This is a genomic window from Candidatus Kapaibacterium sp. (assembly GCA_025059875.1).
GTDB lineage: Bacteria > Bacteroidota > Ignavibacteria > Kapaibacteriales > HRBIN21 > HRBIN21.
In genome coordinates, this window is sequence record JANXCT010000001.1 from 326,739 (window position 1) to 347,961 (window position 21,223).

21 protein-coding genes and 1 tRNA gene are annotated in these 21,223 nt (G+C 60.2%); all 22 read right to left on the reverse strand.

Going from position 1 to position 21,223, the window contains the following annotated elements; translation table 11 throughout:
- Entirely contained in the window at nt 1-1,986 is a 1,986-nt protein-coding gene (locus NZ960_01465) for a GAF domain-containing protein (GenBank protein ID MCS7176287.1), read from the reverse strand.
- Nucleotides 1,971-3,014, reverse strand: coding sequence for a DUF6263 family protein (locus NZ960_01470; protein MCS7176288.1), 1,044 nt, complete (start codon nt 3,012-3,014; stop codon nt 1,971-1,973). Before NZ960_01470 ends, NZ960_01465 begins: the two co-directional genes overlap by 16 nt.
- The gene (locus NZ960_01475; protein MCS7176289.1) at nt 2,990-4,096 is read right to left on the reverse strand and encodes a hypothetical protein; all 1,107 of its coding nucleotides are present in this window, start codon (nt 4,094-4,096) and stop codon (nt 2,990-2,992) included. Before NZ960_01475 ends, NZ960_01470 begins: the two co-directional genes overlap by 25 nt.
- Nucleotides 4,011-4,442 carry a nucleoside-diphosphate kinase gene (gene ndk, locus NZ960_01480; protein ID MCS7176290.1) on the reverse strand — a complete coding sequence of 144 codons (432 nt, stop codon included), beginning with the start codon at nt 4,440-4,442 and terminating at the stop codon, nt 4,011-4,013. The genes NZ960_01475 and ndk overlap by 86 nt, the downstream gene beginning before the upstream one ends.
- Nucleotides 4,439-5,416, reverse strand: coding sequence for a succinate--CoA ligase subunit alpha (gene sucD, locus NZ960_01485; protein MCS7176291.1), 978 nt, complete (start codon nt 5,414-5,416; stop codon nt 4,439-4,441). The genes ndk and sucD overlap by 4 nt, the downstream gene beginning before the upstream one ends.
- Before the next feature lie 69 nt (nt 5,417-5,485).
- Nucleotides 5,486-6,607 (reverse strand): tetratricopeptide repeat protein, encoded by a 1,122-nt coding sequence (locus NZ960_01490; protein ID MCS7176292.1) that lies wholly within the window; start codon nt 6,605-6,607, stop codon nt 5,486-5,488.
- A complete protein-coding gene (locus NZ960_01495; GenBank protein MCS7176293.1) occupies nt 6,607-7,023 on the reverse strand; it encodes a hypothetical protein in 417 nt (138 codons plus the stop codon). The genes NZ960_01490 and NZ960_01495 overlap by 1 nt, the downstream gene beginning before the upstream one ends.
- A 20-nt stretch (nt 7,024-7,043) precedes the next feature.
- Nucleotides 7,044-7,117, reverse strand: a tRNA-Arg gene (locus NZ960_01500).
- Between the two features lie 5 nt (nt 7,118-7,122).
- The gene (gene rpsT, locus NZ960_01505; GenBank protein ID MCS7176294.1) at nt 7,123-7,407 is read right to left on the reverse strand and encodes a 30S ribosomal protein S20; all 285 of its coding nucleotides are present in this window, start codon (nt 7,405-7,407) and stop codon (nt 7,123-7,125) included.
- Nucleotides 7,408-7,448: 41 nt separating this feature from the next.
- The gene (gene nfi, locus NZ960_01510) at nt 7,449-8,153 is read right to left on the reverse strand and encodes a deoxyribonuclease V (protein MCS7176295.1); all 705 of its coding nucleotides are present in this window, start codon (nt 8,151-8,153) and stop codon (nt 7,449-7,451) included.
- A gap of 4 nt (nt 8,154-8,157) precedes the next feature.
- On the reverse strand, nt 8,158-12,369 hold the full coding sequence (locus NZ960_01515) for a choice-of-anchor D domain-containing protein (GenBank protein MCS7176296.1): 4,212 nt from the start codon (nt 12,367-12,369) through the stop codon (nt 8,158-8,160).
- Between the two features lie 46 nt (nt 12,370-12,415).
- Nucleotides 12,416-14,107, reverse strand: a complete 1,692-nt coding sequence (locus NZ960_01520) for an AAA family ATPase (protein MCS7176297.1) — start codon at nt 14,105-14,107, stop codon at nt 12,416-12,418.
- A complete protein-coding gene (locus NZ960_01525; GenBank protein MCS7176298.1) occupies nt 14,091-14,837 on the reverse strand; it encodes a response regulator transcription factor in 747 nt (248 codons plus the stop codon). Before NZ960_01525 ends, NZ960_01520 begins: the two co-directional genes overlap by 17 nt.
- 29 nt (nt 14,838-14,866) lie before the next feature.
- The gene (locus NZ960_01530) at nt 14,867-15,508 is read right to left on the reverse strand and encodes a superoxide dismutase (protein ID MCS7176299.1); all 642 of its coding nucleotides are present in this window, start codon (nt 15,506-15,508) and stop codon (nt 14,867-14,869) included.
- Nucleotides 15,509-15,540: 32 nt separating this feature from the next.
- A complete protein-coding gene (locus NZ960_01535) occupies nt 15,541-15,927 on the reverse strand; it encodes an iron-sulfur cluster assembly accessory protein (protein ID MCS7176300.1) in 387 nt (128 codons plus the stop codon).
- A complete protein-coding gene (locus NZ960_01540) occupies nt 15,924-16,340 on the reverse strand; it encodes an Rrf2 family transcriptional regulator (protein ID MCS7176301.1) in 417 nt (138 codons plus the stop codon). Before NZ960_01540 ends, NZ960_01535 begins: the two co-directional genes overlap by 4 nt.
- Nucleotides 16,340-16,687 (reverse strand): 2Fe-2S iron-sulfur cluster-binding protein, encoded by a 348-nt coding sequence (locus NZ960_01545; protein MCS7176302.1) that lies wholly within the window; start codon nt 16,685-16,687, stop codon nt 16,340-16,342. Before NZ960_01545 ends, NZ960_01540 begins: the two co-directional genes overlap by 1 nt.
- A gap of 21 nt (nt 16,688-16,708) precedes the next feature.
- The gene (locus NZ960_01550) at nt 16,709-17,005 is read right to left on the reverse strand and encodes an iron-sulfur cluster assembly protein (protein ID MCS7176303.1); all 297 of its coding nucleotides are present in this window, start codon (nt 17,003-17,005) and stop codon (nt 16,709-16,711) included.
- Between the two features lie 411 nt (nt 17,006-17,416).
- Nucleotides 17,417-17,863, reverse strand: a complete 447-nt coding sequence (locus NZ960_01555; protein ID MCS7176304.1) for an SUF system NifU family Fe-S cluster assembly protein — start codon at nt 17,861-17,863, stop codon at nt 17,417-17,419.
- Entirely contained in the window at nt 17,856-19,118 is a 1,263-nt protein-coding gene (locus NZ960_01560) for a cysteine desulfurase (protein MCS7176305.1), read from the reverse strand. The genes NZ960_01555 and NZ960_01560 overlap by 8 nt, the downstream gene beginning before the upstream one ends.
- Entirely contained in the window at nt 19,115-20,416 is a 1,302-nt protein-coding gene (sufD, locus tag NZ960_01565) for a Fe-S cluster assembly protein SufD (GenBank protein MCS7176306.1), read from the reverse strand. The genes NZ960_01560 and sufD overlap by 4 nt, the downstream gene beginning before the upstream one ends.
- Nucleotides 20,417-20,425: 9 nt before the next feature.
- On the reverse strand, nt 20,426-21,199 hold the full coding sequence (gene sufC, locus NZ960_01570) for a Fe-S cluster assembly ATPase SufC (GenBank protein MCS7176307.1): 774 nt from the start codon (nt 21,197-21,199) through the stop codon (nt 20,426-20,428).
- Nucleotides 21,200-21,223: the final 24 nt, after the last annotated feature.

Consider the following 21,223-nt stretch of genomic DNA (forward strand, 5'->3'; position numbering starts at 1 on the left):
TCAATCGTAGGGGATGACGGAATTGCCCTTCTGCAGAGCTTTCTGCAGAGCTATCTGGACTGCTCGGAGGGCATCCTCGGCGCTCATGTGCCGCCGGAGGTCAGTGAGACCTATGCTGAGAGTCAAGCTCAGCCGGTGTCCCTCAAACGAGAACACGGTTGTAGCAACCTGCTTTCGGACTCCCTCTGCCCAGAGTTGGGCATGGGTGAGCTCCATGCCCGGCAAGAGCAGCCCGAGCATGTCTTCAGCTAGGTAGCCAATCAAGTCGCAGGGGCGTACTTGCGCGCGCAGCAGTGGGACGACATGGCCACTGAGGAGTGTGCGCATCTGCGCCAAACTTAGTCCAGCAAGAGAGCCATAACGGTCTACCTGGAGGGCGCAGAGGACGGCGGCACCCCGTAGACAGGCGATCCGCTCTATCTCTTCCGCTATTCGGTGTCGGAATCCTTGTTCGGTCCACAGCCCTTGGTGCGCCGAGAACCAGAGTCCTCCGCGGAGTTGTTCCTGCCAGTAGCGGTGCTCTAAGATTCCACCGACCCAGCAGCTTACGGTCTCCAGCAGCTCCTCCTCTTGTGGAGCCAATGGTTCGGTGAGTTCACAGTAGAGCGCTCCGTAGGCATGCGTTTCAGAACGGAGCGGGAAGGCGTAGGCGTAAGATGAAGCAGCCAGCAGTGGCTCGTTGGGATGGAGGCGGAAGCGATGGGCTGATTCATTCCATCGCTGTGGCTCACCAGAGTAGATGGCGGCCCCAATGAGCGTTCCCTCTAAGAGGCAGAGCACGTCTTGAAGTGACGACCATGATTCGGGGGCACGTAGAGCGGCAACCCTCCATCCTCGGTGAGCCGGGCTGTAGAGGCAGAGTAGTGCGACTGGGGCCGGCACAAGCTGAACGAAGAGCTCGAGGAGCCCTTGCTCAAAGGTACCGTTCGGTGCTGAGCGGAGGTCCCACAAGGAGGTGACGGACTCCCACACTTTTGCCTTCTGGCGCAGCTCATAGTGCTGGATGTAGTTCTGCAGGAGCCCGCCAATCAGGAGGACGATATGTCCCAGGAGGCTTACGGTCGTTGCCGTATAGGCGTGGGGTTGGTCGCTGTCCAAGCATAGGACACCAACGGGGCGATTCTGTAGCAGGATTGGGACCCCTACAAAGGAGCTCGTCTTCGCTGGTTCCCGGTAGTAGGGGAGGAGCTCTAACTCTGCTGTGGGCTGGATTTCGGTGACGATCTCTGCCCGCCCTTCTGAGGCGATTTGGCTGACGATATCACGCCCGAGGGAGATTCTCCGAGGGTCAGCGCGGAAGAGCTCGGGAATGTCAGACTGCCAAGCTTCCAAAAAGAGCGCCTGCCGCTCGGCATCGAGCCAGAAGAGGGCTGCGGTCCGTGTTGGGGTGATGAGGCGCACGAGGGTGAGGACCCGTTCAATGAGAGCGCGGAAAGCATGCCGGGGCTCCGCTGGGGCTGCCGCAGGGGCGATGACGAACTCGGGGAGGCTGACCGCCCGAATACGTGCAGGCGGTGCTAGCGGAGGCGATGTTGGTTGCTGTTGGGCTGGTTGGGCTGGGACGGATGGGGTAGCGGCCTCTTGGCGCGGCCGGCGTCCAACGATCCGGACGCTGGAGATAGGGTCAGCGAACTCCACAGTCTCGAGGGATTCGGTATCAGCGTCAGCAGGGCCTTCGGTGGTAGTGAAGGCCTCTGCAAAGTCGTCGAAGATGAGGCGAGTGCCACGGCTTTCTTGCTGGACGGTCTTCCGGAGTCGGGCGGCTTGGGAGCGTAGAGCTGAAGCTGGGGGTAGCCCATCTCCAAAGCGCTGAGACAGCAGCACGAAGAAAGCAACGGCTCCCAGCAGGGCAGCAGAGACCCCGATGAGGCGAACAGCGGCATCGTCGAGCGCGAGAGCAATGAGGAGGCCCAAGAGAATGACGCCAGCAGCGAGCCAATCAATCGGGGTAAGGAGGCGCAGGAGGCGCTTCACTTCCTCAACCATCCTCGCTGCACGAGGCGAAATTCCACATACGAGTTCGCCGTCTGGCGGATGTTCTCCGTCCGCTGCTGGAGAGTGTCGCGGAGCAGCACCTCAAAGCGGGACTGGAGCCGCACTTCTTTTGCAACGGTGTAGCCCTGTTGCGCATCGGCCAGGATTCGACCTCTGCCAGACAGCGATGCTTGCCGGAGCTCTACCTGTAGCGGGCCCTGCTGGAGACGGCGCTGTTGTGGCCGGGAGCGGAGCACCGCGTGAATCTCTAAGAGTTGGCGACCACCCATAGGGCGGGCACCAACAATTCGGTACTCCGCTGTGTTCTGAACGGGGAACATCGCTGCAAGGACGTCCGAGTACTCGTGACGCCATGTCCGAGTGGTATCCAGAGGTGCTGTGGGGAAGGCAACGTACTCTTGCTGCAGGGGCAGGTACATCTGCTCCTCCAGTTGGCGTTCCATGAGTGGCTCCAATGCTTCTGGTATGGTGTCAGTACTCAGTTGCCGGAGACGGCGGAGGACAGCGTCGAGCCCGAAGACGGAATCAATGCGCCCATCGGGTGTGACGAGCATACGCACCTCAGTCCCTAGTAGCGCCGATAGGTGGGCAAACTCTGGGTTCGTCCGGTCACCAGCACTTCGGGAGTCGTACGCAAAGCTTCGCGCAGTCCCGTTAGTGTCAGGGAGAGTGAAGCTGGCAATCAAGGTGTCAATTCGCAAGCCTACTTCGATGCGTCCATCGGGCCGAATGGCGTGGATGACTTTTCGGTAGAACTGCCGTACGGCGCTTGTGTGCCGCATCGTGTCTTGGATGAGCGTGTCCAGCCGTATCATCCAGTAGTCGTACCACTCCGTTGGCTGGACGGCGTAGCGGAGTGTTTCTGGTAGGGTTACACGCTCGACAGGGATGAGGGAGTCACCAGCGGAGAAAGGTTCTACGTTGGATTCAGCTTGCGGAGCCTGCTGTGGACGGCAGGATGGGATGAGGAGGTAGCTGATCGCTGCGGCAATTGCTACTCTTCTCGCACAAAGCGCCATGTAAGCATAGTCTGCACGGTTTGACGGAAGGGAGGCGAGCCACCAGTGGGGGCGGCGGTGTATTCAGTGTGGGCATGGAGCTGTGAGCGTAGGATGAGGCCCCGCGGAGCCAATTCTACGGTGATTTGGGCGTGCCCCTTGCCGTCGCTGATGGTAACAGGAGACGGGCCAGCATTTGGTAGCCACGCTGTGGACGACAGCGGTACAAGCGCGGGCAGAACCCCAACCAGGATGCGGGTTGTGTCCGTAGTCTGAGAGATGAGGACCCGTGCCGTATCGCGCCATTCAATTCCTTCCAGCCACAGTGTGACGACTCGTTGCCATATGGAGTCCTCGCGTACTCGAATGCCGGGGACAATCCCTTTGTGAAGGTCGAACAGCAGTGCCCACCGCCCGTCAGAGACAGCAGCAAGCTTTGCTGGAAGCTCTGGGGACTTCTCGCCGAGCTCGTCCCGGAGATATAACCGCAGCCACTCTAGTTGCTCGCCTCGGATGTGAGCTATGTCCCCGTAGCTGGAAAAGAGGATTTCCAGCTCTGCAGCGAGCACGGCAGAGATGTATTCCAGGTCGGGATGGCGACGGCGAAGCTTTTCGGGAGCTTGGCTGTCAAACTCTACGACGACCGTGTCTTGCTGGAAGCGGTACTGCAGCCTCTCCACGCGGCATGCCACATCTGTCATGTCATGCTCACGACTGCTGAAGGCATAGAGTCGCAGGAGATAGGTGACCTCACGCTGCCACTCTTTGACAGAGCCGTCGGCAAAGGAGAGTCGGCCACGGGTCTGTTCCCGGAGTTCCCAGTATCGGATTCGTCCTACGGGGATGGAGGCTAGGAGCCGTGGACGAATCGGCTCCCGTACGGCTGGCGGTTCCCCTGCCACTTGTGCGGTTGAAGGTAGCGCCCACCAGCACGCCGTCCAGACGCTCCAGAAGATGCCGGAGCACAACAGTTTCGCTCCCTGATACCAGGGGAGCGCGCGCACATATGGGATAGCGCTACGGCGAATCGTGGTCCACCAGTTCCGTAAGGCTGAAGAAGAAGGCAATCTCGCGAGCTGCGCTATCAGGCGAGTCAGAGCCATGGATGGCATTCTCTCCCTTGGAGGTCCCGAAGCGATGGCGGATTGTATTCGGAGCTGCTTCTGCAGGGTCGGTGGCACCAATCAGTTCCCGAAAGTCCTCCACTGCACGCTCTTTCTCGAGGACCATGGCAACGACTGGCCCGCTACTCATGAAGAGCGTCAGGTCTCGGAAGAAGGGGCGACCACGGTGGACCTCGTAGAAGCGCTCTGCCTGCTCGAGAGTGAGGCGGACCAACTTCATGCCGACGATTCGGAACCCTGCTTGGGTGATAGCAGTGATGATGTCGCCGATGAGGTTGCGGCGTACGGCGTCTGGCTTGATGATGGCCAACGTACGCTCGCTCATCGCTTCGAGCTCCGTTGGGATGACGGACTCTTTGAAGAGCGACGTCTTGAGGGTGTACCGCGGTGCTGACGGTTGTGTTGCGCTACGACGGCCGCAACCGTTGCGCCGATCTGGGCAGGGGATTCTACTACAGTAATCCCTGCCGCCTCGAAGGCCGCAATCTTCTCTGCAGCCGTACCACGCCCGCCAGTGATGATGGCACCGGCATGTCCCATGCGGCGTCCCGGTGGGGCCGTCCGTCCGGCGATGAAGCCAATGACCGGCTTGTGCACGAACTGCCGCACGTACTCTGCTGCCTCCTCCTCTGCCGTGCCGCCAATCTCTCCAATCAGCAGGATAGCGTCGGTGTCTGGGTCTTCGTTGAAGAGGGCTAGCAAGTCTACGAACGTAGAGCCGAGGACAGGATCGCCTCCAATTCCGACACAAGTAGACTGTCCCAGCCCAGCATCCGTAATCTGCTTGACCGCTTCGTACGTCAGCGTCCCGCTCCGTGAGATGACACCAATTCGCCCAGGTCGGTGGATGTAGCCCGGCATGATCCCGATTTTGCATTCACCTGGGGTAATGATGCCCGGGCAGTTTGGCCCGATGAGGCGTGATCGGCTACCCGCAAGCACTTCGCAGACCCGCACCATGTCCCGCACAGGGATGCCCTCGGTAATGCAGACGATGAGGGGAATCTCGGCCTCTATCGCTTCCAGCAGTGCATCGGCAGCAAAAGGCGCAGGGACAAAGCTGACGATAGCTGTAGGATTCGTTGCCTCTACGGCCTCTCGGACGGTGTTGAAGACTGGAACGGGCTGTGGGAAGATGTCGTTGCCCCTTCCCGTATAGAGGATGCCACCTTTGCCTGGAGTGACACCACCGACGATCTGTGTCCCGTACCTGAGCATCTGCGCTGTGTGGAATGTCCCTTCGGTCCCTGTGATTCCCTGCACGATTACGCGCGTTGAGCGATTGACGAGGATGCTCATGTCCTTTACCACCTTCGAGGCTTTGTAAGCTCCGCAAACTTACAGCACAGACAGCGAAGGCTTGTGGACTTATGGAAAGTTTACAGGCAGCGCTATCGGCCGCGACCAGCGTAGCCACTGTGACCCACATGCTCGATATGCCCGCTGGAGCTCGGCTTCGGAGGACTCTTGTGGCTCTATTCCAAGAAGGCGTCGGAGGAGGTGGAGGTGGAGAAGCTCGAACCAGTACCCATGACGGTTAGCCCATCGGAGGGCGCGTTGGAGGGAGTGGAGATGGTCCTTGGGGAGATGTCCGTGCGATAGTGCGGTGAGTTGGAGGTGTACCATGGTGGTGTAGATGAGTCCTCGCCGGTCCCCTATGCGTTGGAAGATGCGTTCGGCAGAATGCAGCCGCTCGGCAGCGGCGTCCCAGCGCCGAAGGAGGAGAAAGAGCATTGCCTCGCCCCACAGGGTGTACGCGTAGCTGAGCCGCTCGCCAATGTGTTCGTAGTGGAGTCGGGCGACGGTGAAGAAGTGCTCTGCAGCCTCCCAATCTCCAAGGATGCGGTAGGCATTCGCAATCCCACATGCAGAGTAGGCAATTCCGAAGAGATCTTCCTCACGGAGAGCATTCCGATGTGCCTGCCAGTAGTAACGTAGCGAGCGCTTTGGGGCTCCTTGCATGCGAGACAGCCCGCCGAGAGCGCAGTAGAGGTAGGTTGGAGAACCCACCCGAGTGCGTCGGTAGAGCTCCATGGCTTGGCGGAGGTATCCCCAGGCTGAGCGGAAATCGCCGGCAAAGCGAAGAGTAGTGCCGAGAGCCCAGAGGGTGTGGAGAATACCCTCAGTGTCGTGCTGCCGCTGGTATGTCTGGAGGGCCTGCTGCAGGAGCTGCTGTGCGGTCTTCAGGTCACCGAGGACGCGTAGTGACAGCGCCTTGCCGACAATGAGGTCCGTCGAGTCCTCTCTGCTAGTTTCTGTGACAAAGCGCTGGAGCTGTTCGTAGAGTTGGAGGGCGTGGCGGAATCTACCCAATAGTCGGAGGCAATGGGCGCGGTGGAGCTGACAAGTGTACCACTCAGGCGTCTTTGGAGTCAATAGGGTAGCCAGCTGAGCATAGAGTCGAGCTGCTTCTCGGAAGCGCGCTTCGGCGTATGCGGCCTCTGCCCGTTCCCAAAGGGCGGGAAGGGCACGGGACAACGTGGGTGGCATCAGCGAAACATCTCTTTGATCATGCCCCACGTGCGGCGAATCCCGCTGGTGTTATAGGCTACGGTAACAGTGGGGCTGTAGGAAGTCGTGCCGTCTTTCCCAACGATCTTGATGCGGTAGGTGTACAGACGCTGCTCCGGTGCCGTGGGTCGGAGTACGTCGCGGTCTTCGTAGGTGTAGGTGGCAGGAGCTCCTTTCGGAGTGACAGTCGTTAGGGTGCGGAACTCCTGTGAATTGCCATGTGAGCGCTCGACTTCGTAGCGCGCTACCCCTTCCTCGCGGCTCACACGCCACTCAACCACGATTGCGTTACCCTGCGGTCGGGCGGTGAAGCTTTCAATGACGACAGTAGCGGCCGTGGCGGCCACCGTTGCCAGCAGGCCTACCGCAGCGACCAGCTGTACATGTTGCCCCATCGCCACTGCCATACTCTGTGCGCACCCGCAGGGACTCGAACCCCGAACCTTCTGGTCCGTAGCCAGACGCTCTATCCAATTGAGCTACGGGTGCGCTCTCTATGCTGTGCCGCTCTGCGCGGCTAAGCGTTGCCGAAGTGTTTGGACGAAAGAAGCCAGACGCGATTTTCTGTTTGCCGCCGCGTTTGGATGGAGGACTCCGCGAGCTGCTACCCTATCGAGTATGCTGTAGGCTCGGCGCAGGAGCTGTTCGGCCTCTTCGAGCGTCGTTGCTTGCAGGACAGCTTTCATGGCCTCTTTGACCAACCGCTTATTGCGGCGGTTGTATTGACGCCGCTTCTCCGATTGCCGAACGCGCTTCTTCGCCGAGCGATGGTGTGGCATTAGCGTGCCTCTTTCCAACTACAAGCTCGCGGGGCGCAAAATTACGCACTCCTCTCTATCGCGGAAGGGCTTCGTCGAGCGCTTCGGGAGAGGCGCTTGCTCAGAAGGTCGGCAAGGCGGATTGGTTCGGGAAGTCGATGGCCGCGGCAGCATTGCAACACTACCTCGACCGCGGAGGGGAGGTCTACGCGGTGCCCGACTGAAATGTAAACTGGCCTCGCGCGCGATCGAGTGCGAAGAGCAAGGGCAATTACCTCACCTCTGTCCCATACAGGGGCTGTCACACCTACGGTGTCTGCGAGATGTTCAGCTTGCCCGCAGAGGAGAGACTTTGCGCACCCGATGCTAGGGATATCGGCCAGTACCCCGATGTGCGAGGCAATCCCGAAGCGTCGTGGATGGGCAATCCCCTGACCGTCACAGAGGATGACGTCCGGCTGTGCACGGAGCAGCTGGAGAGCTCCCAGTAGTGCGGGGGCTTCTCGGAAGCTGAGGAGCCCAGGGATGTAGGGGAACTCCTCCGGACAGACGGCGATTGCGCTCTCCGCCACTTCTAGCGAGGGTAGCCGCAGAGAGACAGCAACGCCATAGATGTTCTTACCATCATAGGCAGCGTCCAGCCCTGCTACGATACTGACTGTGTCCGGCAACTGGCGTTCTCGACAGACCTGTTGTGCCCACTGGCGTTGGAGCTCTATGGCCTCTTCAACGGAGACCTTCCACTGCACCGTATGATGGCCAACCATGGACTCATCGGAGCCAGGGTACCAGGAAGCGCTCTGCCGTGCTTCCGTCGGCTGAACGGACTGTAAGGACATAGAACCCACTCGCCAGTGTCTGGGTGGGGACAATCACCGTGTGGAAGCCATTGACGAGCTCCCGAGAATGCCAGCATTGGCGGCCATCGGGAGTATTGAGGCGAAGGTCCCAGAGTTCGCGGATGGGGCTGTAGAGCTGGATGTGGAGCCCATCAGCGGCTACCCTGACAGTCGCCCACGGGGCTGCACGGATGCCGAAGCGGCCGGGGCTGCAAAAGAGCACTATCAGGAACCCATCGCGGGTCTCCACGGAGGTCTGCTTCTGTGCGACGACCCGGACGTTAGCAAAGTGGATTGGTGTCTCTGAGGGCAGGGATGCCAGCACGACGCCGACGAGTCGTGCGATCGGTCGGGAGGTGCTAGCATCTGGAATTGGCGGGACGTTGACAGTGCAATGCAGTCGTCCAGCGCCGTCGTAGGAAGAGGGAGCCCTGCCGGCTTCTGTCGAAACCTCCAGCGGGAAGAAGAGGGCGGGGTCAAACCGGAGCTCTATCTCCAGTTGCTGTGCCACGGCACGTTGCGTCGGTCCCTGGAGCCATAATGGGATACTGAGGGTATCCCCAGGACGAGCAGCATGGCGATCGATCCAAAGCTGCAGCGTGTAGGCCTCTATCGGCACAACGGCGCGGAGCTCTCCACTTGCTGTGACTTCACATACGGAGCGTGCCCTGACCTGAAGCGTGGCTTGCCAGCTCCCAGATTGCACAGCGGTAAAACGGATAGGGAGCACCAAGCTTTGCCTTGCTGGCAGGAGGAGTGGCAGTGGAGAGAGCCCCTCCAAAGCGAATCCTGCATCTGCGGGCTCAATCCAGACGGCTTCGACTTGCACATCCACAGGCGAGGGGTTCTGGAGGACAACGGTGTCCACCTTGGACTCTCCAACCCAGATGCTGCCGAAGTCCCGAGCCGGTGGTGTGACAGCGAGCTGCGGCCGAACGCCAATGACTGTCACCGACCATAGGAGCTCGCCGGGACAGACAAGGCTCCTTAGGCGCAGCGTGAAGTGATTTGCACCCTCTCGGAGCTGCTCTGGGGAGAGTCGGAGTAGAATCGTGTCGTAGCCCTTCCCTGGTAAGGCGAAGCGTGCCGGACTCTGAAGCTGTAGAGCGGGTGTTGGAGGGATAAGCTCAGCGAGCACAGTGTCCGTGAGCATACCGCTATTGTAGACGGGCAGGGCAAGGATACGCTCAGCCTCACAGACTTCGGCGGTGAGTGTGTCCGGTGGGAGCGGTGGGGAGAGTTGGAGGATGGAGCGGTAGAACTCGGCCGCTATAGGATAGCGCAGTACCAGCGAATCTCCTGAGGATTCCGCGATGAGGACAAGCTCAGCCATAAAGCGCCCTTCTACGGGAGTCTGAATCCGGAGGCGGATGGGTAGGAGCTCTCCAGCCCGAACGACAAAGGGCAGCGGTGGTAGTCCAGTGAGCTCAAAGGCCGGTGTCGGAGGTTCAATCCAAACGGAACGGACGAGCCCCAGAGTCTCGGGGAGATGCGGGTCAGTGTCGCCAATCCATAAGAGCGTGACCACAGTGTCCAACGGTATGCAGAGCCGGCGCCACTCAGGCGATGTCCCAAGCTCCACGCGGAGGCGCGAGCGTGGCCGAACGATCTCCACGGGGATGCACGTAGTCGTGGGGCACTCTGCATCGCTCTCTACGCAGAGTGTGCCACTGTATCGGGCTGCAGTGTCGGTCGGTAGGAGTTGCAGTGCGATCTCCTGCTGTGTCCCGCTCTGGACCCATGTGCCTACGGGAGGCTCCAGGATGCGCAGCCATGAGGGAGCTGGTGGATCCCAGCGGTAGCGATCCAATCGGAGGTGGGCCGAGCCAACAGCGGCCAATGGAGTCCGGAGGGTGTCTGCTTTCGCCGCGGGGATTTGCCTCTGCAGACGTCCAGCGAGGAACTGCCCTGCTGCCCGGATACCCTCACCACGGACGGCGATGGCAATTCGCTCTCCACAGGGTGTAGCCGTGATGAGCACCGTGTCAGCAAAGCTGCCCTCCCATGCGGGGCTGAATCGGATGCGCAGGCCTACGGAGTCCATACCCAGGATGAGCGGTGGGTTCCGCCGGTCTTCCAGCTCTGCTGCAAACGGCGGAGCAATGCGTGGCTGGCTCAAGAATGCCGTCAGAGTCCCACGATTCTCCAGGCGGAGGCGGATCTCGCGGCTTGTTCCCACGCAGACACGCCCGAAGTCGTAGGACTGGAGCTGGCTCACGACGGCTGTCCGACGGGCCTCGCCACCAAGCTCAATGCGGAAGGGGTTCTTCTGTCCACGGGCCTTCGTGGAGTCGTTGTTCTCAAGCCACACGGTAGCTGTGAAGGGGCCTTCAGCGGATGGCTGAATAAGGAGCAGCAGGGTGTCGGCACGGCGCGGAGGGATGCGGATAGGGAAGCTCCGGCCACTACTCCAGCCCAGTACAGTGATGGTGCCTGCAGGAGACTGCTCTATCCAGAGGCGCGGGATGTGGAGCGTATCGTTGCCCGTGTTGGCGATGGGGATGGAGTCCACTTGGCTAAGCTGGCAGCGGAGCGGGTATGTTCGGACCGTAGGGGCTGTCAGGATGGGTGATATCCCGTAGGCCCGCACGACGATTGTGGTGTCGTGGGTGCACGGCTGGAGTCGGACTCGGAAGCGGGCCTCTGTCCAGCCTGTATCGGTCGGGAGGATGCTGAAGCTGAGCGTGGCTCCCTGGCGTGGGATTGGCAAAGGTGGGGGCGACTCGGGACGGATGTTAGGGTCTCCTCCGATCCAGTCAATGCGGACAATCGCTGCGCTATCTCGGCTCCGCCATGGGAGCTGGACTGTTGTCCGGACACCGCATGGGGCAGCAGCAACCACGAGTGTGTCCCGTTCTGGAAAGCCATCCCGCTGGCGTCCAATCCCGACGAGCTCCAGCCGACGTACCGTGCCGTCTGCGAAGGTTGCCACCAACTGGGCACGGTGCACCCCAGCCCGCGTAGGCTCAAACTGTAGAGGGATTGGCGTCCATGAGCACGACGCCAGAACGGCGTTTGGAGGGAAGTTCCCTAATCGGAATGCAGAGGCGTCTGCCCCAGTAATGCTGAGGGTGACGGAGCTCTGCGTAAACGAACGGTTCTCCAGCCGCACGACGCGCTCGACACTGCCTGGGATGCAGACGTCGGGGAAGATGAGAGTGTCGCGTTCAAAGCGGCGCTCTGGGGGACCATAGCGCCAGACGCCCTGCCCAACGACCCAGCCGAGCGTGTCGTTGACAAACCAGATGTCGTCTAGGTGCAGTGTGGTGTCAATCCCGCAGTTGCGGAGCTGCCACGTCTGACCACCATCGGAAGTGTAGTAGGCCGCCCCGTTGTATCCACATGCCCAGCCAGTTGTAGCATTGAGCAGGAAGGCCCCGAACATCGGTCGGCCGGTGGAGAATTCCCTCCACGTCGTGCCGCCGTCCGTAGAGAAGCGCATACCGCCGGCATTCCCTTGACCGCTGCAGGTGATTCCAGCAAAGGGCAGGAGGAAGGAGTTACCGATGCGGGTGATCTCTTCCTGCCACACAGCCGAGCCAGAAGAGGCAAAGACAGCCCAACTCTGCCCACCGTCGGTTGTGCGCCAGAGACGGCCGCTACTGACGGCGTAACCTGTGCCGTCGGAGTAGAGCAACAGGTCTGTCAGACCGCTGTTTGGCTCCGTGCCCGTGAAGAAGCTCCAGGTAGCCCCACCGTCCGTGCTGCGGAAGAAGCGCTGTGGCGTGCTACCACAGCCACCCCCGATGACCATCACGAGCGTTGGGCTGAGGGCGTAGCAGCCCCAGAGGGCAAAAGCGCTATCGGGAGTTACTTCCGTCCATGTGGTCCCCCCGTCGGTGGTACACCAAATCCCATCGGGACCGGAAGTGTAGCCAACGCTGGGGTTGACGAAGTGGATGCTCTCCAACTGATTGGCCCCTGGGATCCGCGTCCCCTGCCATGACTGACCACCGTTCGTGGTGCGGATGACCATCCCATTGAAGCCACAGACCCAGCCGTACTGCGGGTTAGAGGGCAGGAAGAAGACATCCAGCCAGTAGTTGCTGCTGTATGGGGCTGGGATCGAGGTGACTTTATGCCACTGCTGTGCCGTGACAACGATCGGGAAAACTGGGATGAGCACAAGCCAGCGTGCAGACATTGTTTAGGCCCTTCGACGCTGTCTTTTACAAAATACGCCAATGGCGCTACGTAGGCACCTGCGCTCTCTGCCCCGTCGGCGAGAAGAGCTGCTGAAGGCGACGTTCCATGAGCGCCATCAGCACTGCTCTGCAGAGCTCACCAACAGGTGCTGTTGCCGGGCACAAGAGTCGGTCACCCACTGGGAGCTCGTCTGGGGGTTCGTAGCGGGGTGCTAAGCGCTCAAGTTCCCGAAGGCCTGCGTCGGAGTCGGTCGGAGTACCCCGGCGTTCTGCAACCCGTTGGCGGAGTACCTCCATCGGGGCTGTGAGTTCAACAAAGATCGTGGGAACCCCACTTTGGCTGGCTTTGCGGCGGAAGCTATCCCGTAGGGAGCGTCGGGCGAACGTGGCGTCTACGATGGCACCACCATGGAGGCGGAGGAGATCGCTAGCGCTCTGCCACAGTTGCTGGTATGTTCGGTGAGTCATCGGCGGAGAGTAGAGCCATGGTCGCAGCCACTCTGGACTAGGCTCTAAGGCAGGGAGTCCTGCTAAGGTCTTGCGGATTGCGTCGGAGCTGACCACGTGCCATCCCAGTTCCTGGGCAATGCTCCGGGCCAAGGTCGTCTTGCCGGAGCCAATTGGCCCCATGATGACGAGGATGGTTGGCTCTGAGCCAATGGTGGCGTATCGGAGTGCAAGCTGGAAGTAGCGTCGGGCTCGGTCGTAGGCATTGGCCCGTTCGTGTTCCGGTACTTCCGGAGATGCCCCCCGTAGGCTCTCCACCTTGCCTCGTACGTAGGCGCGGTAGCACTTGTAGAAGTCCGCCAGCAGCCGGAGCTCGGGGTCCTGTAGGAGGGTTGCTGCTGTCTCCACGGCGACTTTGCTGAGGGCAGGGTAGCCGTAGAAGTCCAGATCCATCGCCAAGAAAGCGATGTCGTTGGCGACATCAATGCAGCGGAAGCGCTCGTTGAACTCGATGCAATCGTAGATGAGGATGCGCCGCGGGGTGTAGGCGATATGCTCGCTGTGGAGGTCTCCGTGGCACTCTAGAATCCGCTTCTGCTCCAGGCGGCGCTGGAAGAGCTCGGCCGCCTCGTTGTAGACCCTCTCGGTGTAGTGGCGGATAAGCTCGTAGGCTAGTGCCGAGACAGTCGTTCCAACAAAGGGCTGGGTCTGCTCGAAGTTTTCGTCCGTGCTAATCCGGAGCCGCTCGGGACTACCCCAGGAGAGGACTTCCGGGGTCGGCTCTTGGCCTGCGTAGAGGTGGGCTACGAGGTGGCGGATGATGCGGCGAATGTCTTCTGGGCGGACGGTGGGGCGCCGCTGTTGAAGACGGTAACGGAGCACCCACCCTTCGGGAATGTAGCGCATCAGGAGAGCATGTTCTACAGCAGGGCCACGTCCGCCGAACCGGAGGCGCCCCGTCGATGTCCGCGTAATCGGGAGGATCCGGCGGTAGATGCCGGGAGCCAATCGGCGGTTGAGCTCAAGCTCTCGCTGGAGGAAGTAGTAGCGGCGTTCGGCGGTGGAGTAGTCTAGGAATCCGAGGTTGACGGGCTTCTTGACCTTGTACACCCACGGTGGGACGAGAGCGACGTACGATGCATGCGTCTGGACGAGCCGAACGGTTGAAGGTCGGTGAGGATACGATGCTGGATCGCTGAGGAAGGCCAGGAGCTCTGACGGAGAAATCGAGGAGCCGACGAAAGACCCCTCCGTCTGAGGGTCAGGGTAAACCTCACGCTGATGAGGCATCCGCTGATGTGTCTGCTGGTGTCTCAGCTACGGGGCGGAAACGGTAGCCGAGGTTCTTGACAGTCTCCAGGAGCTCGGCGTAGTGCCGAAGTTTGGCGCGGATCTTTGCTACGTGGACATCTATAGTCCGAGGAGTCACCACCTGGCTCTCGCCCCAAATGAGGCGTAGCAGCTCTTGCCGCGAGAAGACGCGGCCAGGATTGGCTGCCAACAGGGCTAGGAGTTCAAACTCCTTGCGAGCAAAGAAGACTTCGCGCCCTTCGTAGCGGGCACTGTAGCTGGCGCGGCGCAGCTCTAAGCCGCCAACACGGATGACTTCAGGCGCCACCAGGACTTCTGTGCGAGTCCGTTCGCGGAGGCGCCGCATGATGGCGCTGATTCGAGCAACGAGCAGGCGTGGGCTGATTGGCTTGACGATGTAGTCGTCTGCGCCGAGCTCTAAGCCTACGATTTGGTCTACTTCGTCAGAGCGTGCCGTCAGGAAGAGCACTGGAATGGAAGCAGTCTCCGGCAGCTGCCTAAGTCGGCGATAGACCTCAAACCCATCTGTGCCAGGCATTATGATGTCCAAGACGATGAGATCGGGACGCACTTGCCGTGCTAACTCTATCGCACGTTCACCGTCGTGGGCTGCAATTGTATTCCACCCCTGCCGCCGGAAAGTGTAGGCTAGGAGTTCCGTGATGTCCCGCTCGTCGTCAACGACCAGGATCACTGGAGGTTCGTTCATGGATGAGGGCTTTCATGCCCAACAGAACTTCACCCTTGCGGGCTCCGCAACACGTATGTGCGGTAGAGCTCGTTGATCCGCCCCCAGTGCAGGTTCGCTAGGAAATTATCCACGTAGCGAGCGCGAGCAGGACCGTCCTTGTGGTAGTATGCGTGCTCGAAGACGTCGCAGGCAATCAGCGGGATGCCGCCCCAAATAGCGCCATAGTGATGCTCATCCACCAGGACGTTGAGGAGACGGCCGCTGTAGAGCTGGTCGTAAACTAGCAGTGCCCATCCCGAGAGTTTTGCCGACAGTGCCGTTGCCTTGAAGTCTGCTTTCCACGCCTCGAGGCTCCCGAACTCACGCTCTATGGCAGCCACGACATCGGGGCCTTTGCTGGGATCTCCATCGCCACCGAGGACCTTCCAGTAGATGTCGTGCAGCAACGCACCAGCGTGGTTCCAAGTGAAGCGACGCTTCAACTCGCCAATATGGGACCAATTCCCGTTGGCTGCGGAACGGTCAGCCTTCTCCAGCTCCTCCTCTATCCGGTTCAGTGCTGTCACATAGCCCTTGTGGTGAGTGTTGTAGTGCCAATCGGCCGTCTCTGGGGAGATGACCTGCTTGAGTAGCTCAGCCGCTTCCTCGTCCGAATACGGTCGAGGATTGAATTTCCACTGGTAGGGCATGGCTTTTCGGGCTAGAATGTGGGACAGACTGTCTACACACCGAAGGAATGACCACAGCCGCAGGTGCGGGTCGCATTCGGATTGCGGAAGGTAAAGCCGCGCTGCATGAGTCCGTCGGCGAAGTCCAGCGTGCAGCCCATGAGGTAGAAGGCACTACGCTGGTCAATGAAGACTGGGATACCGTCGGCCTCTAGGATGAAGTCATTGGCTCGGGGGCGCTCGTCAAAGCCCAACACGTACGAAAAGCCCGCACATCCACCACCACGGACCCCCATCCGCAGCCCGTAGTGCTCGGGGATCTGGTGTTCGCGCCGAATGCGGTGCAGTTCCTCTAGGGCGCGAGCGGTGATGGTGATTGCGTCTTCCTCATCGGCACCCTCGATTGCAAAGGCCAACCGTACATCCGTCACGGTTGTCATAGCTCTACCCGTGAGTATCCGACCAACTCCGCAAGTGTCGTGGACGCCAAGAGATCGTGGAGCCGGTGCTCTAAGACGGCCAGAGGATGCCGGATCGTGCACTGGGGGAAGATGTGGCAGCGGTGCTCGTCACCACGGCATTCTACTAGTCCGCCCCATTCTCCCTCCACGGCATCAATGACCATTGACAGCGTAATCATCTCCGGGGGCTGTAGGAGCGAATAGCCGCCGTGAACACCGTGGTGGGCGCGAATGAGCCTAGCACGGCTGAGTTGTTGGAGGACTTTAGCAAGGAACTCGCTCGAGAGATTGTAGGCACAGGCTATTTCCCGGGCAGTTGCAATCCCCGGGTGTCGAGCTAAGTGATATAGGGCCAAGAGAGCGTATTCCACGCGGCGGGAGAGCCTCAGCATCACTGGTCGTAGTCTACTACAATGCGGTCAGTGAGCGGGAGGGACTGGCATGTCAGGATGTAGCCTTGTGCTACCTCCTCCTCCGTCAGTGCGTCGTTGATCTCCATCTGCACTTGTCCTTCGACCAGCTTTGCTCGACAGGTAGCGCAGTAGCCGCTGAGGCATGAATGGGGGGCATCCAGTCCCGCTTCTATGGCAGCGTAGAGAACGTACTCGGTTGGTTTCATGCTGAAGGTGTGTGTCTCACCATACAGTCGGACGGTTACCTGGACTGTTCCGTCCGGACCAGTTGTTGGCTGTGCTGTGTTGGCGGAGTGTTCACCTGAGGTTGGGGTTACCTCTGCCATTCTCTCGCGAAGACTCAACTCTCACATCAAGCCAAGCTGGAGTCGAGCGGCCTCTGACATCATGCCCATGTGCCATGGAGGATTGAACGTGATCTCAACGCGCACGTCCTTCACCCCCGGAACCTGACGGACAGCATCCTCTACCTGTCGCGGTAGCAGGTCTGCTACGGGACATGCTGGGGTCGTCACTGTCATCACGATACGCACGTTCTGCTTAGGGTCAATCTTGATCTCGTACACCAGCCCCAAGTCCCAGATGTTGACGGGGATTTCGGGGTCGTAACACGTCTTAAGGGCTTCGATGATGCGGGCACGCAGCTCCCCGTCTGGTGTGGTGTTGGAGGCCTGTGACTGCGGCTGCTGTGGCTCTCGGAAGAGGAACCCACGACCGCTAGGGCCTTCGGTGTAATCGAGCGTGATTCCCATTAGGTAGAAGATGCTGCGGGCATCTGCGACGAACCGCAGGTCCTCCACGGGGAAGGCATAGTCTTCTGGGCGGACCTGGGCGTCGAAGCCGAGGGTGTACGGGATACGGCGCTGAGGGGGCCCCGTCCGGATTCCAAGCCTGACGACATAGTGATCAGGCAGGTGGTTGAGCTCACGGAGCTGGCGGAGGGCCATGAGTGCCTGTTCGGTGATGTAGATGTCGTCGCTGGGTTCTGCACCCTCGATGACGTGGTGAATCGGGAGGGAGTAGACCCGTTGCTCGGTCGCGGTTACGCTCATGTCTCACTCTTTCGTGACGGCTTCGGGGACATTTCGTAGTGCTGCCCGCAGGGTGTGCCACGCGAGAGTGGCACACTTCACGCGTGAGGGGAACTCGCGAACGCCAGTGAAGGCTGCAAGCGAACCCAAGGCTTGGAGATCTGGGACTGTTTTGCCAGCAACAACAGCATGGAACAGCTCGAAGAGGCGTTCTGCCTCCTCTACTGTCTTACCCTTGACAACTGTCGTCATCACCGAGGCTGAGGCCTGGGAGATCGCGCAGCCATTTCCTTTGAAGCGAATCTCCTCAATCTTGCCGTCCACAACGCGGAGAGCCACTGTAACATGGTCGCCGCAGAGGGGGTTGTCCCCTTCAGCCCTGTGGGTAGCTCCGGGCAAATCTCCAGCATTGCGCGGGTTTCGGTAGTGCTCTAAGATGATCTGCTGGTACAGTTCACGCAGCTCATCCATGGTTGCTCCCGAAGAATGCGATTGCTTTCCGCAGTGCTGCCACGAAGCAGTCAATCTCTGCCTGCGTGTTGTAGAGGGCGAATGAGGCCCGAGCAGTGGCGGGGACCCCGAAGAAGTCCATGACAGGCTGTGTACAGTGATGGCCAACGCGGATGGCTACCCCCTCTCGGTCTACGAAGGTGCCGAGATCGTGGGGGTGGATGCCGTCCACGACGAACGAGACGATTGCTGCCTTGTTTGGGGCTGTCCCAATGAGGCGAAGTCCGGGGATCTGCTGGAGCTGCTCGGTAGCATAATCCAGTAGCGCTTGCTCATGAGCGGAGATAGCTTCCATGCCTACGGCTTCGACGTACTCCAGCGCCGCTTTCAGACCGATCGCTCCGGCGATATTGGGGGTACCGGCTTCGAACTTGTGAGGGGCATCGTTGTATGTGGTGCGCTCAAAGGTCACGTGCCGTATCATATCGCCGCCACCTTGGTACGGTGGGAACGCCTCCAGCCACTGGCGCTTTGCGTAGAGGACACCGATGCCAGTAGGGCCGTAGACTTTGTGCCCCGAGAAGACGTAGAAGTCACAATCGAGCTCCTGGACGTTAACCCGCATGTGGGCTACAGCTTGGGCACCGTCAAGCAGTACAGGGATGCCTCGCGCGTGGGCTATGCGGATGATTTCGTGGACGGGATTAATCGTGCCCAAGGAGTTGGATACGTGCACAACGGCTACGATTGCTGTCCGCTCTGTCAGCAGGCGCTCGTAGGCTTCTAAATCTAGCTCTCCTTGCTCGGTGATAGGAATAACGCGCAGCCGAGCTCCTGTCTGCTCAGCAACGAGCTGCCATGGCACGATGTTGGAGTGGTGCTCCATGTGGGAGAGCACAATTTCCGACCCTTCCCGGAGGCGGATTCTCCCGAAAGCATGAGCAACCAGGTTAATCGCTTCGGTAGTGCCGCGGACGAAGACGATCTCTTTCGGAGAGGCCGCTTGGATGAAGCGCTGGACGGTGCAGCGAGCCTCTTCGTAGAGCTCCGTAGCCTGCTCGCTCAGGTAGTAGACCCCTCGATGGACATTGCTGTTGAGTTCGGCATAGAAGCGCTGAGTCGCTTCCAGAACGATTCGCGGCTTCTGTGTCGTAGCGGCGTTGTCCAGGTATACCAACGGCTTTCCGTAGACGGTGCGCAGAAGGATTGGGAAGTCCTCGCGCCAGCGAGCAACGAGCTGTTCAGAGACACTGGTGGGGAGCGATTCTACGTTCATGGGGTCACCTCTGCAGTGCGATGCGCCCACCCCTCGAGTACTGCCTCCGCTCGGTTCCGCACGACTTCGTCGGGCAGCGAGGAGATTGCTTCTGTCAGGAAGGCCTGGAGCAGAAGCGCTCGAGCCTCGGCGTGTGGAATCCCGCGACAGCGGAGGTAGAAGAGGGCCCCTTCGTCCAGGCTGCCGGTTGTAGCTCCGTGGGTACAACGGACATCGTCAGCGTAGATCTCTAACTGTGGCCGTGCGTTGACGGTAGCCTTCTCTGAGAGTAGCACGGCTCGGTGGGACTGGTAAGCATTCGTCTTTTGGGCCCCTGGGTATACGTGGATTCGTCCTGAGAAGGTGATGGTCCCTTGGTCGTCGGCCACGGACTTGTAGAGCTGATTGCTGGTACACTGCTCTACCCGGTGTTCCACCAGCGTGCAGTGATCAATGATCTGCTGCCCTTCGACCATCATTGCGCCAAAGAGCTGGGCATCAGCACCAGAGCCGGCGAGGCGAATATACAGATTGTTGCGTGTCACTGCCCCGCCCAGGGCCACGTGCCAGACGCCCAAGCGAGCATGCTGTTCCAGTAGGGCGCTGAAGGTCGTAATGAGGTATGCTGTCGTGACGTCGGTCTCCCAGACGACGAGCTCCAAGTGAGCGCCTGGACCTACCAACAGCTCAGCGGCAGCGTTCGTCAGGCCGGGATGCGTGCCCAAGCTGTGGAAGCTCACCAGGACACGCCGGTGGGCATTCGGTTCTATGCGTAGCCACAGCCGAGGGTGTGCAAGCTGCGGCTCAGTTTCTGCGGTTGTTACGATGGCAACGTGGAGTACTTCATCAGGCAAGTCGCCCGAAAGGCTCACGAATGCTGCATCGGGAGCAAAGGCTGTGTTGAGGGCTACGAAGGCCTCATCCTCAAGTGGCAGAAGGCTACCGAAGGAGGGATGGCCTTCCGGATTCTGCAGGAAGCTCCAGCACTGCACCTGCTCGGGCAGCCTGGCGATTACCGGGAGACCGTTGAGGAGCCACACGTGGGGCGTGGGGAGTCCTTCAAGGGCAGGAAACCGGTGGAGGAGAGCGGTCGGTTCCAGAGGTGGCGGGGGGGTAAGCCGGTATGCTGGGCGCAGCAGTGGTGCAATGCTGGTGTATTTCCAATCCTCGTGCCGTGTTGTCGGGAAGCCAAGGCGCTGGAAAGCTGCTATTGCCCGGTGGCGCAGGGGATGTTGCGGAGACCAGGGTAGGTTGTCACCATCATGTTGCCAGCGGTGGAAAGTCTCCACCAAGCGTGTCTGGAGATCGTGTGCTGCCATAGCCCTGTCCTACGGGAGGGTCGGTAGCACAAGCTCTTCGCCTTCGGTGCGGAGCCAATCGTATCCGCGCTCTTCCAGCTCCAGCGCGAGCTCCTTGCCGCCGGAACGTATGATGCGCCCGTCGAAGAGTACGTGCACGATGTCGGGGACGATGTAGTTGAGGAGACGCTGGTAGTGTGTGATGACAACGAAGGCCCGCTCTGGAGAGCGCATTCGGTTGACTCCGGAGGCGACGATCTTCAAGGCGTCGATGTCTAGTCCAGAGTCAGTCTCGTCCAGAATTGCCAACCGAGGCTCCAAGAGCAGGAGTTGGAAGATCTCGTTCCGCTTCTTCTCGCCCCCGGAGAATCCCTCGTTGACGGCACGCTGCAGGAAGGCTGGATCAATCCCGAGCCAGCTCATGCGCTCGCGAGCAAGATTCAGGAACTGGATGGGGTCTAACGGCTCCTGCCCGCGCGCGGTTCGAATGGCATTGAGGGCAGTCCTCAGAAAGGTGGCCAGCGTGACGCCGGGAATCTCTACCGGATACTGGAAGGCCAAGAAGAGACCCAATCGGGCACGCTCTTCTGGCTCCATCTCCAGCAGGTTCTGGCCATCGAAGAGGACCTCGCCCTCCAGGACTTCGTAACCCTCGCGGCCTGCAAGGACCGCTGCGAGGGTGCTCTTACCGGACCCATTCGGTCCCATGATGGCATGGATCTCTCCGGGGCGAACCTCCAGGTCCACTCCCCGCAGAATCTCTTTCCCTTCAACGGCAACGCGGAGATTCCTTACACTCAACAGTGGCTGCATCCTGATCCACAGCTG